The 12162-nt window shown below is 38.0% G+C and carries 15 protein-coding genes and 1 pseudogene; 12 read left to right on the forward strand and 4 right to left on the reverse strand.

The features are described 5' to 3' along the window. Positions 1-589: 589 nt before the first annotated feature. The gene (locus M1D98_RS02825; RefSeq protein WP_121641970.1) at positions 590-1051 is read right to left on the reverse strand and encodes a CarD family transcriptional regulator; all 462 of its coding nucleotides are present in this window, start codon (positions 1049-1051) and stop codon (positions 590-592) included. A 545-nt stretch (positions 1052-1596) separates the two neighbouring features. On the opposite strand from M1D98_RS02825, the gene M1D98_RS02830 reads away from it, so the two are divergent. Both M1D98_RS02830 and M1D98_RS02835 read left to right on the forward strand, forming a co-directional pair. Further along, positions 1597-1974, forward strand: a complete 378-nt coding sequence (locus M1D98_RS02830; protein ID WP_456279984.1) for a hypothetical protein — start codon at positions 1597-1599, stop codon at positions 1972-1974. Between the two features lie 283 nt (positions 1975-2257). Beyond that, complete coding sequence (locus M1D98_RS02835; RefSeq protein ID WP_026014576.1) at positions 2258-2812, forward strand: cupin domain-containing protein; 555 nt, start codon at positions 2258-2260, stop codon at positions 2810-2812. Between the two features lie 155 nt (positions 2813-2967). On the opposite strand, the gene M1D98_RS02840 is transcribed toward M1D98_RS02835, so the two are convergent. After that, positions 2968-3528 (reverse strand): recombinase family protein, encoded by a 561-nt coding sequence (locus M1D98_RS02840; RefSeq protein ID WP_121641972.1) that lies wholly within the window; start codon positions 3526-3528, stop codon positions 2968-2970. Between the two features lie 218 nt (positions 3529-3746). On the opposite strand from M1D98_RS02840, the gene M1D98_RS02845 reads away from it, so the two are divergent. From M1D98_RS02845 to M1D98_RS02890, 10 genes and pseudogenes are all read left to right on the forward strand, one after another. Then, positions 3747-5213, forward strand: coding sequence for a SulP family inorganic anion transporter (locus M1D98_RS02845; RefSeq protein WP_456279985.1), 1467 nt, complete (start codon positions 3747-3749; stop codon positions 5211-5213). A gap of 17 nt (positions 5214-5230) precedes the next feature. Then, positions 5231-5650 carry a universal stress protein gene (locus M1D98_RS02850; RefSeq protein ID WP_435576988.1) on the forward strand — a complete coding sequence of 140 codons (420 nt, stop codon included), beginning with the start codon at positions 5231-5233 and terminating at the stop codon, positions 5648-5650. Positions 5651-5870: 220 nt separating this feature from the next. Continuing rightward, positions 5871-6188 (forward strand): sulfurtransferase, encoded by a 318-nt coding sequence (locus M1D98_RS02855; protein ID WP_082022783.1) that lies wholly within the window; start codon positions 5871-5873, stop codon positions 6186-6188. 19 nt (positions 6189-6207) lie between these two features. Beyond that, positions 6208-6468 carry a metal-sensitive transcriptional regulator gene (locus tag M1D98_RS02860; RefSeq protein WP_010331187.1) on the forward strand — a complete coding sequence of 87 codons (261 nt, stop codon included), beginning with the start codon at positions 6208-6210 and terminating at the stop codon, positions 6466-6468. 158 nt (positions 6469-6626) lie between these two features. Next, positions 6627-7109: a DsrE/DsrF/DrsH-like family protein gene (locus tag M1D98_RS02865; protein ID WP_010331186.1), complete on the forward strand. Its 483-nt coding sequence runs from the start codon at positions 6627-6629 to the stop codon at positions 7107-7109. Positions 7110-7133: 24 nt separating this feature from the next. Next, positions 7134-7511, forward strand: a complete 378-nt coding sequence (locus tag M1D98_RS02870) for a rhodanese-like domain-containing protein (RefSeq protein ID WP_010331185.1) — start codon at positions 7134-7136, stop codon at positions 7509-7511. Positions 7512-7580: 69 nt separating this feature from the next. After that, complete coding sequence (locus tag M1D98_RS02875) at positions 7581-8150, forward strand: sulfurtransferase TusA family protein (RefSeq protein ID WP_010331184.1); 570 nt, start codon at positions 7581-7583, stop codon at positions 8148-8150. After that, a pseudogene (locus M1D98_RS02880) lies at positions 8116-9280 on the forward strand (MBL fold metallo-hydrolase). The gene M1D98_RS02875 and the pseudogene M1D98_RS02880 overlap by 35 nt, the downstream one beginning before the upstream one ends. A 32-nt stretch (positions 9281-9312) precedes the next feature. Further along, positions 9313-9540 (forward strand): sulfurtransferase TusA family protein, encoded by a 228-nt coding sequence (locus M1D98_RS02885; protein WP_121641976.1) that lies wholly within the window; start codon positions 9313-9315, stop codon positions 9538-9540. A 61-nt stretch (positions 9541-9601) separates the two neighbouring features. Then, positions 9602-10378, forward strand: a complete 777-nt coding sequence (locus tag M1D98_RS02890; protein ID WP_456279986.1) for a sulfite exporter TauE/SafE family protein — start codon at positions 9602-9604, stop codon at positions 10376-10378. Between the two features lie 404 nt (positions 10379-10782). Here the strand turns inward: M1D98_RS02890 and M1D98_RS02895 are convergent, their stop codons facing one another. Both M1D98_RS02895 and M1D98_RS02900 read right to left on the reverse strand, forming a co-directional pair. Beyond that, the gene (locus M1D98_RS02895; protein ID WP_010331180.1) at positions 10783-10959 is read right to left on the reverse strand and encodes a hypothetical protein; all 177 of its coding nucleotides are present in this window, start codon (positions 10957-10959) and stop codon (positions 10783-10785) included. A 468-nt stretch (positions 10960-11427) separates the two neighbouring features. After that, complete coding sequence (locus M1D98_RS02900) at positions 11428-12117, reverse strand: hypothetical protein (protein WP_268558718.1); 690 nt, start codon at positions 12115-12117, stop codon at positions 11428-11430. Between the last annotated feature and the right edge of the window lie 45 nt (positions 12118-12162).

The raw sequence follows: 12162 nt of genomic DNA on the forward strand, positions 1-12162 counted from the left end.
GAGCAGGGAGATGTTAAAAAGGTAATAGAAAAAGATTTAAAACTTCAAAGGTTTGGTTACAGTATAGCATAGCGGACTGACAATATGCGGCATGTATATACATTCATTACTTTTCTTTTCGATATTTCTCTTATTTAAGCCAAGGCTTCATAATCTCAAGTCCAGATAAACTCAGATCTTCACTCCGTTTAATTGTTTCATTTTTATCTAAAATGTTAATTTTATTGTTGACCATATATTTAGATGATACCCACTCGTATATCTCTTTTATGAAAACTATTTGCTTATAGATAGAGGGGAAATTAATTGATTTATTTCTGAAATAATCACTAAGTTATACCTCAAACAATGAAAGCCCTGCCTCTCTTTCATCCTTACGGCTCCTTGTCCGTGCCAGTGTGAGTCAGATAAAAAAACAAGTGATTATTTCGATTTTCACTTCAAATGTTTGTAGAAAAAAAGTAAATAATAAAAAAGGGATAGATTGTAGAAATAACAAAAGAGAGTAAGTTGAAGAAGTTGAACGTTTAAAAAGATTTACTTTAATCATAAAATTCATGAAAAATCCAGGGGGTATGTGAAATGCATCTTAACAGAAACTTTTTATTTGGTTTTCAGTGATTCCTTTCATTAATTTCAGTTCACTAATCAAAAATTCATGAGCATGATCCAGCATTTTTTTTTCGCTTGTATTAAGTGCTTTTTCTTTCTTCATACGCATTAAATCACGTACAACTTCAGCGCCTTCTAGTATTTCACCCGTTTTTATTTTGTTCGTGTTTACTTGATACCTTTGTTTCCAGGGCAGTAACTTATCTGATTCTCCATGCTGAAAAATGTGTATAATGTGTTTTAATGCTAGTATATCAGTAACTGGTCGTATGCCTGAACTCAATATTTTACGCTTGGGAATCATCACTGTCATATTACTGATTGACATTTTTATGACATAATACTGTTGTTTTTCCTCTAAGAATTCTTTTTCTTCTATGGCTTCAATTATACCTGCTCCGTGCATTGGATAAACAATGTTATCGCCAATTTGAAACATATCATCCACCTCCAAATAAATGCTAACCTTCTTAATGTTACCATTTACTTAGTTTTTAAGCAAATATTTAATAATAACATGGACGTATTTTTAGTGTCAATAATTTTTTAGAAAAACAGATTAAGGACAATGGGGAACTTGTCGTCTTCCCTAATGTATCCGTGTATATTCCGAATCCTGATTAATTAAAATAAATCAGTTTTTATTTGAAAATGAATGATTAAATGGGGTAGTCAGAGTGCAAAATTACTTAATTTCGATGCTGTTAGATAAAGGTTGTAGTATAATAATTTGTAAAAAAAAGGAGAAAGTTAATTTTATCCTCTCAACTAGAAAAGATGAGGTATACTGCATTGTGGTTAAGCTGATAAGCAGCTATTTACATGGTGAGCACAGTCGATATTTGTTCAATCTTAATGATAAATAATGGTTGTGGCAGCTTTGATTTAACTGCATATTCTTCATTCAATCACATAAGATGACTATGGAAAAATTTTAAAAATAGGACATACAATTTTGGCACACATAAAAAAGGAGTTATAACAATGTGGAAAAGGTTTTTTCTGGTGTTGTTTACGTTAATGATGTCAATAGTTATCATGCTAGTGGCTGCTAAAAATTCACCTGGAGAGCATGTCATTTCATTTGATGAGCCTATTATTCTCATGATATCAATGGGGATTGTTGTATGTTTATTTATCCCTCCATTAGTCATGTCCTTTTTCGGCAATTTTGTTGTAAGAATCATATCTGGAGTATACCAATGCTTTATCGTTTTCACTTTTATAGGGCTAATCCCAATTGGCTTTTTCATTCCCAGTGGCTTCTTGACAATTCTTGTTGCTATTGCCGGAACGTTAGTTAGTATAGCTAGTGTTGTAGGAACCTTATTCATTGGTAAAAATAAAGAGGCTAAACTATAATTTTGTAGGTGAAAGAAGCGGCTAATGAAGGTGCTTCTCGTTTTTACAGTGACAGTTGGACACTTAATCTAGCAGAAATATGGGGAGGAAGCTACTTACTCTAATAGTTGAATAAATGATACCATAAACACCATGAAACCTATTTTTTCATGGTGTTTTTTGATGAATCATTTGCACTCGTGAACGAACCATCGGCCATCCATAAAGAAGTTATGCAGTGGCACATTCCCGCCTCACATGCATAGGGTAATATCATAAAACTAAAAAATGTGGGGATCGAAACATGTACTATATACCTGTTATTCAGCAATATCCTTATGCTGTGTATGCACCAAGGTGCTGTGACGGAAGATCGGTTTATTGGATGAATCCAAATAAAAGTAAGCATGTAAATGCAGGACAAAATCTTCACTTGACAGATTATGGGCCTAAACCATTTGTTATGAATATTAACAAAGCGACAAAACAAAACAATACGTTCCGTACCGCGCTATGGACAGGTGCGCACCTGCAAGTTACTGTCATGAGTCTAGATATTGGAGAAGATATCGGTTTGGAAATGCATTCTAACCTCGATCAATTTTTGCGGATTGAGCAAGGCCGCGGCATCGTTAAAATGGGCAAAAGCAAAGATCAGGTAAATTTTCAGCGAAATGTCTATGATGATTCAGCCATCGTCATACCCGCCGGCACATGGCACAATCTGATCAATACAGGCAATACGCCGCTAAAACTATACTCCATTTATGCCCCGCCTAACCATCCATTTGGCACGGTTCATGTGACCAAAGCAGATGCAGAAGCTGCGGAAAAGGAGCACAGTTCATACAAAATTTGAGCGGGTTAATGAGACTGTTTCAAATCCAACATTTATCTTTTTCGGTTTTAACGCAAACCATTTCCGGTGTTTGTTTATGTGGATCATTTTTGAGAGGGAATGAAACATGAATAAAAAACATACCAAAATAGCGGTATGTTTTTTATTCGTGTTTATTATGAATCAAAATCATTCCAATTATCTAAATAACGGTACAGTGTTGTTTTACTGATGCCTGTCTCTTTGGTAATTTGCTGAATGGTATACGTTTTGCTTTGGTACATCTCCATCGCGCGCCGGACATTATGGTCTGGTTTCCTCGGACGTCCTGTGTTTTTCCCCTTTAATTTGGCCTCTTGAATTCCAATCTTTGTGTTTTCACTAATCATGTCAAATTGAAATTCACTGACTCTTTCTAAAAAATCGAAGAATATGGAACCGTTTTTCTTTGTGGTGTCTACTTTGTCTAATATTGAAATAAAGTGGATTTGTTTCGTTTTGAAAAAATCAATGATATCAATTAGGTTTTTTGTAGAGTCCGCAATGCTGTATAACTTATAAATGATTACAGTATCTCCGGCATTTAAACTGTTGCATAATGACTCAAATTCTGGTCTGTTTTTTGCTGAATTCGTTTGTTCAATATATATTTTTTCACAGTTGAACCCTTTAAGTGCAGTTATCTGTTGTGTTACATCCCGATCTTGACTAAACGGACGTGCATATCCAAAAATCAAATCATCAACTCCTGATGAATGTTGTATATTTCATTATAACAAAATAAGATGGATAGCGCAGAATCCGCAGTCAGTTCCAAAAAAGATCTATTTTGGAACAAAAAATTGTAGACATTTGAATTCTTGTTTGTTACATTCTAAATAGTTGCAAGCGGCCCTGGCTTCTATGAGAGTTAGAAGTCAACAAAAAATAATCATAAAGAGGTGTACTGTATTTTATGTTAAAAAAATTAAATATGGAGTGGTTCTCAAATATAAGAGGGGACTTATTAGCCGGGATAGTCGTTGCTTTGGCATTAATACCTGAAGCCATTGGTTTTTCTATTATTGCAGGTGTTGACCCGATGGTGGGATTGTATGCCTCATTTTGTATTGCGGTGGTGATTTCTTTTGCGGGCGGAAGGCCTGGGATGATTTCTGCGGCTACAGGGGCTATGGCGTTGTTAATGGGAACGCTCGTGAAGGATCACGGATTACAGTATCTGTTTGCTGCTACGATCCTGACGGGTATCATCCAAATCATATTTGGGGTTCTGAAAGTGGCGCGATTAATGAAATTTGTACCTCGATCGGTTATGGTAGGTTTTGTTAATGCGCTGGCCATTTTAATTTTTATGGCGCAAGTTCCTCATTTTGTTGGAATATCCAGTCTGACATATGTGTTTGTCGGCATCACATTGGCCATTATTTATTTGTTCCCGTTTATGACAAAAGCTGTTCCAAGCCCATTAATCGCAATTGTATTTCTTACTGTCGTTTCTATTTGGGGGCACTTCAATGTTCAAACAGTTGGTGACTTAGGAACGATCAAACAAGCCTTGCCAAGCTTTTTGATTCCTGATGTTCCATTCAACTTTGAGACGTTGTCCATTATCTTCCCGACCTCTATTGCGCTTGCTGTCGTTGGCCTGCTTGAGTCGCTGCTGACGTCTTCCATTGTTGATGACATGACTGACACAGATAGTAATAAAAACCGGGAAAGCCGAGGGCAGGGGATTGCCAATATCGTTGCCGGATGTTTCGGCGGTATGGCAGGGTGTGCCATGATCGGTCAATCTGTTATTAACGTAAAATCTGGAGGGAGAGGGAGACTTTCAACCTTTACGGCTGGCATGTTCCTCATGTTTTTAATACTTGTTTTAGGTGAATGGGTTGTTCAAGTTCCTATGCCTGCATTGGTTGGCGTTATGATTATGGTTTCAATTGGAACATTCGATTGGTCTTCAATCCGGACACTTAAAAAAGTTCCATTCACTGACTCGGTTGTCATGGTTGTCACAGTCATTACAGTAGTGGCAACAGATAACTTATCCATTGGCGTCATCGTAGGCGTCCTGTTAAGTGCTATTTTCTTCGCTTCTAAAATTTCACGAGTAAAGGTGGATTTGTCTTCTGTTTCTGAGAAAGAGGCTGTTTATGACATTAAGGGCCAGGTGTTCTTTGCCTCTGTTCAAGATTTTGTGAATTCGTTTTCATATGTCGATGTAAAAGAGCGTGTTGTGATGAACTTTTCAGAGGCGCATATTTGGGATGATTCTGGTGTCGCCGCAGTGGATAAGGTTGTCTTGAAATTCAAAGAGAATCATGCAGATGTTACATTAGTTGGCTTAAACGAGTCAAGCCGACATTTGATTGAAAAGCTGGCTACCTATAATCATCCTAATGCACAGCCATCAAGCCACTAAGGGGAAGGTGAAGGGGTATGTATCAAAATATTTTGTTGGCAGCTGATGGATCAGATCACTCCATTCGATCAGCAGAACATGCAATTCGTATAGCGAAACTGGTGCCTGATGCAAGAGTGGAAATCATTTTTGTTAAAGATTATGCAAAAGCGAAAACCGAAGTGCTTCATACCGCGAGTTCTGCAGAGTTAGAAATGGAAAGGCGTAAAAAATTAGAGCCAATTTTAGAAAAATTTGAGCAAGCTGGCGTTCAGCATGATGTAATAATGAAACACGGAGAACCAGGACCGGCCATTGTTGCTTATGCAAATGAAAATCAATTTGATATGCTCATAGTAGGAAGCAGGGGCTTGAACACTTTACAGGAGATGGTGCTGGGCAGTGTAAGCCATAAAGTGGCTAAACGAGTGAATTGTCCTGTACTGATTGTAAAGTGATGGATAGAACAAGCTGATTTTAAAAAAATCAGCTTGTTTTTTTGTGTTTCATTTAGATGAGTATAAGTGATAGCGGTTTTATTTACAGTGTGACACAGCGCTCCGTTTTACATACTTGACTTTATACCCCGCTAGGTATATTGTTGATGCATAAATAAGAAGATAGTAAAGGTGGTGCGGATCAATTTTTTACTTGGTTGTCGCATTTCTGCTTATTTTCATATTGATCTATGCCATGTATAGACGTTATTATCCTGTGAGAGGTATTTTGTGTATTAATAAAGATGAATTGGAAGTGCTAGACATGACCATATTAGATATTCGTCATTATAACGATGCAGCCAATTTTTCAGATGATTTTATTTTAAACATTCCATATGCGTATCTAAAACGTTTTTATTTAGAGATTCCGCGTGATAAAATACACATAATAGCTCGTGATAGGGTAGAATTACATTTAGGAGTGCGTTTTTTAAAGCGCAAAGGCATTTATGTGAACAGTTATGAATTGGCAACTTGTAAATGCAGAAATTCATGAAAGAAAGGATTTCAACGACATGGAGTATGATCAAAAGGTTAAAAATCGCTTACGCAGGATAGAAGGGCAAATTAAAGGTGTATTGACGATGATGGAGCAAGGGAAAGACTGCAGAGAAGTTGTGACTCAATTGGCAGCCTCACGTAATGCGATCGATAGAGCATTGGGTGTTATTGTTGGCACAAATCTTGAGCATTGTATTCGTGAAAGCTTGGATCAGGGCGAAGACACATCCAACTTAGTAAAAGAAGCGGTCGACTTACTGGTAAAGAGCCGATAAAAAATTCATCAACCTATCCTTTTTAAGGTTGACGGATTTTTATATGCGTTATAATATACCCCTATAGGTATTTTGACGGTTGAATGATAGCATTCGCCATCAAAAAATTTTAAGTTTCTATATACCCATGGGGGTAATCTGAGGTTAGGAGGATAAACATGACAGAACAAACAAAACGCACAACGATTGTATTATTCAGCGGGGATTATGATAAAGCGATGGCTGCTTACATTATTGCAAATGGTGCAGCCGCCTATGATCATGAAGTGACCATCTTCCATACGTTTTGGGGATTAAACGCTTTACGTAAAGAAGAGCTGGTTCCTGTGAAAAAAGGATTTCTTGAAAACATGTTTGGAAAGATGATGCCTCGAGGCGCTGATAAGATGGGCTTATCTAAAATGAACTTTGCAGGTATGGGTCCTAAAATGATCAAAAATGTGATGAAAAAGCATAATGCATTAACATTGCCTCAGCTAATTGAGATGGCTCAAGAACAAGGTGTAAAGCTCGTAGCTTGTACGATGACAATGGATCTGCTCGGTTTGCAGGAACAAGAACTATTAGATGATATCGACTATGCTGGCGTAGCAGCTTATTTAGCTGATGCTGAAGAAGGCACTGTGAACTTATTTATTTAATTGAAGAGGGGTGAATCGAATCCGATGGATAGCAGTGTCATGATCTATACCATACTCTTTTTGTTGTTTCTATGGATAGTGATTCGGAATGTTTCACCAGTAAAAGGTGTGAAACAAATAACAACGACAGTTTTAAAATCAGAGCTGAAAAGTAAAGGGAAACAGTTTATAGATGTTAGAACACCTTTTGAGTTTCGTACGAAGCATATAGAAGGTTTTAAGAATATTCCCTTGTCAATACTGCCTCAACAAACAAATCAACTTTCGAATGACAGGGAGATTTTCGTTATTTGCCAAAGCGGTATGAGAAGTATGAAGGCGAGTAAGATATTGAAAAAACAAGGATTTAAAAGTGTTACAAATGTAAAAGGCGGCATGAATGCATGGCATGAATATCGGTGAAAGGAAGAAGATCTCTTTTTTTGACGGATCATATACCCCTACCCCTATTAGATAAAAGGAGGAAATAACATGATACAAGCAAATGTTGTATTAGATGCTAAAGGTTTAGCATGTCCGATGCCTATCGTCAAAACGAAGAAGAAAATGAAGGATTTAAAAGCTGGTGAAGTATTAGAAATTCAAGCAACAGACAAAGGCTTTACGGCAGATTTGCAAGCATGGGCCAAAAGCACAGGTCATCAATATCTAGGTACTGAAACAGAGGGAGATTTATTTCGCCATTTTCTTCGTAGAGGAGGCGAGCCTGCATCAGAAAACGCATCGTCCATTCCGGACATTTCATTAGAAACTTTCAAACAGAAAGTAGAAAGTGAAGAGCCGCTTCACATTTTAGATGTCCGCGAGGCAGAGGAGTATGAAGAAGCTCATATCCCCGGTGTAGTGCATATCCCTCTTGGTGAAGTGGAAGCACGCTCTAGCGAGTTAAATAAAAATGATGAAATTCACATCATATGCCATTCGGGAAGAAGGAGCGAAATGGCAGCCCAAACAATGAAAAAACAAGGTTTTAAAAAGGTAATCAACGTCGTCCCCGGTATGCGTGATTGGACAGGTAAAACAGAAAAGGGAGGGAGGTAAACATGACCGTACAGGCACTTACCACAAAAGAAGTGACACAAAAAATCTTGAACAAACAACCTTTATTTATTTTGGATGTTCGTAATGAAAATGATTTTAGCGATTGGAAGATTGAAGGTCACGATGTTGACCATTTGAATGTTCCGTATTTCGATCTTTTAGATGGTGTAGAAGATATTTTAGATACCATTCCTTCAGATAAAGAAGTGCTAGTCGTATGCGCAAAAGAAGGTTCATCCGTCATGGTATCCGACATGCTTTCCGAAGCCGGTCTTTCAGTATCGTATCTTAAAGGCGGAATGAAAGCGTGGAGCGAGCATCTAGAACCGGTAAAAGTCGGGGATTTAAAAGATGGCGGTGAAATGTATCAGTTTGTTCGAATCGGAAAAGGCTGCCTGTCATACATGGTCATTTCCAATGGCGAAGCAGCGATGATTGATGCGACACGTATGGCAGATATTTTTATAGACTTTGCGAAAGAGAAGGGTGCGGCGATTACACACGTATTTGATACACACCTTCACGCAGACCATATTTCAGGCGGCAGAGCAATTGCCGAAAAAACAAAAGCAACCTACTGGTTACCGCCGAAGGATGCTGAAGAAGTGGTATTCGATTATCAGCCGTTGGAAGAAGGAAATGATATTATCATTGGAAATACAAAGATTAAAATTCAACCGATTTTTTCTCCGGGGCATACCATTGGCTCCACTTCTTTCATTGTCGATGATCAGTATCTTCTCTCAGGTGATATCTTATTTATCGATTCAATTGGCAGACCAGACTTAGCCGGTATGGCAGAAGATTGGGTAGGAGATTTAAGAAAAACTCTTTATAGCCGTTACAAAGCGCTACCAAAGGATTTAATCGTATTACCGGCACACTTTATGATCATTGATGAGCTAAATGAGGATGGCAGTGTGGCTAAAAAACTAAGTACATTATTTGCCGAGAACCATGGGTTGAATATTGCGGATGAAACAGAATTTAGACACCTGGTAACAGATCATTTGCCTCCGCAACCAAATGCATACCAAGAAATTCGTGAAACAAACATGGGGAAAATCAGCCCGGATGAAGAAAAACAGCGTGAGATGGAGATCGGTCCAAACCGCTGTGCAATTCGGTAACACAAGTTTTTATTAAAAAGGGAGAGATGAACATGAAATCAGATAAAGTATTAGATGCAAAAGGACTGGCATGCCCTATGCCGATTGTGAGAACGAAGAAAGCGATAAATGAACTGGAATCAGGTCAAATATTAGAAGTGCATGCAACAGATAAGGGTGCTAAAAGTGATCTTGCGGCTTGGTCTAAATCAGGCGGGCATGACCTTTTAGAGCAAACTGAAGAAGGCGATGTACTGAAATTCTGGATTAAAAAAGGCTAATGGATGTGAAAGGGTATCGAAAATAAAGATACCCTTTTCCTTTGAAAAGGAGGAAACCAAAATGGATATGGCCTTTATGATCACTCTTTTCATGATAGGGTTTATTGGTGCTTTTATTTCCGGAATGGTCGGTATTGGGGGATCTGTTATTCATTATCCAATGCTATTGTACATTCCTGCTTTAGTGGGAGTGACGTCATTAACAGCCCATGAAGTTTCAGGGATAGGAACGATTCAAGTTTTCTTCGCGACACTTAGCGGTGTATGGGCTTATCGTAAGAGTGGTTTTTTGAATAAGCCATTAATCATTTATATGGGGAGCAGTATCCTTATAGGTAGTGTACTGGGGAGTTACTTTTCGCATCTTATATCTGAAAAAGGAATGAACTTCATATACGGAATATTGGCTATTATAGCTGTGATATTAATGTTTATGCCTAAAAAAGGACATGAACATAGAAAAGGCGAAGAAGTCATAATTCATAAATGGTTAGCTTCATTCTTAGCCTTTATTATTGGCGGAGTATCAGGTATTTTAGGAGCTGGCGGCGCTTTTATCCTCGTTCCCATTATGTTATCGATTTTAAAGATTCCGGTGAGAATCACCGTCGCTTCATCTCTTGCGATTACATTTCTATCATCTATTGGCGCGACAGTTGGAAAGGTAATCACAGGCCAGGTTCTTTTTATGCCAGCTCTGGTTTTGATGATCGCTAGTGTAATTGCTTCTCCTATTGGCGCAAAAGTTGGACAAAAGGTAAATACAACATTTCTGCAATGGATTTTAGCGCTATTCATTTCAGCGACAGCCATTAAAATCTGGTTAGGGTTCCTTTGATATAAACGCTTCAAGTGCTGGATGACATTCTTTTTGATAATGGTGGTTTGGGCAAGCTTTGATGATAATGCTTTGAAGAGCATTTGATTTAGTGGTTTCCAGCTTTTTTGCATGTAGGACAGCCGTTCAGAAAATAAAAAGGTCCATACCTTCATGATTACATTTCATAAGTCAATAAAAATGAGCTGGTTGTTATGACTGCAAGGATGGCTTCCAAACGCTTGATATCAAAAGCGTTTGGACCTGATCAATATTAGCCAGGCAGGGCATAGTGGGGCAATAGCCTGTCGAGAATACGATCCCCCGGGGCACATCAATCATACCAAGGGGTATAACGCCCTTGGTATTTTAACGGTTTTTATTCCACCTTACAACATTCGTTTTAAACTCTTAGGAAGGAAAGTTTAAGAGTTCGTTGCCGATTGCTTTTTCAGTTTCATAAGACTGCTAATTGATGATGATGCTATAAAAGCTCCGGCAAAACTAATGTACTGAGGATAATCAAATTTTGCTTCCGGCAAAAGAATACCAGTCATAAATAAAGTAATGCCAATTAAAATTCCAGTAACTCTTATTTTCATGATGTAATGCCTCCTATAAGCAGATAGGAAGAATTATACATTATGATGTTGGTTCATGCATCTCATAAGGGGAGAGAGAAGAAATGATGGAAGCCGTTTGCGAAAGTTCAACCGGAGTTTAACACTTCAAGGTTGACTATGGAGTCAGAGTTTGAGGAAGTAGCTAGAAGAAAAACAAGCATTATATTACATGCTTGTTTTTCTTAAGACATCATTCACTTATTTCTGAGATATAAGCTTTTGATTCAGATTGTATGCCACTAAACATACGGCGCTATAAAATAATAATGCAACACCTAGTAATAATACAATCCAGTGAAAAGTCACTGATAATTCTAGGGTAAGGCTCATCACATTTAGAATGTTTCCAGCGGTAAGGATAGCTAATAGAACCGGTAGATTTTTCAGCAAGTGATCACACTCCAAACTTTGTTCCATATGAATATATCATTCTTTTTCGATTGCTGTTTAATGAATAACAATCATGTCAATAAGCCGTTTGATTTTTTTATTGTCGCCTGTCTTTACGTACACTGTTTTTTTATTGTTCATGATATTCTCAGTCACTTCCCGCATAACCCCTTGATCTAAATCATCAGCGGAATCCCAGCGTAAAGGGACATTGTATACATGAATCGTGCCATCCCCGTTACCATGATAAGTGACTGATCCATCCACTAATCGAGAACCTGCCAACTGGATCACATCTTCTGGATAGCTGGCACTTGTCTCATCATTAGGATTGATCGGTTCACCGGCTGAAATGTGCCGAACATTTAATTCATCTATCTCTTGATTAGGCCCAAGCTGCAGCCAAACACGGGCATATTCGATTTTTTCAGAAGAATACGCTGCCAGTCCAGTGTCTTCATTATCTTTCTCCTCATTATCTTTCTCCTCATTTTTTGCTTTTTCTGAAGAGGTGTCATCTGATTCACCTGTTGTGGATACTTCTGATCCCGTTGTTGGCTCTGATTCATCTTTGCTTATTTTGTTGCTGTCTTCGTTATCATGATGATTTTCGTCAGTTTGTGCAGCAGTTTCATCATTTGAAGTTTGTTTTGATTCTACATTCTTACTGCCCGCACATCCAGCAAGCAATAAGGCGAGCAGCAGCAGAGCGGCATTGCAGTAAAATATCTTTCCGAGTTTCCTCATTCTTTCATTCCTCTCCATCATTTGATACATACATATCGGGAAATA

This window comes from Bacillus sp. K7 (assembly GCF_053903245.1).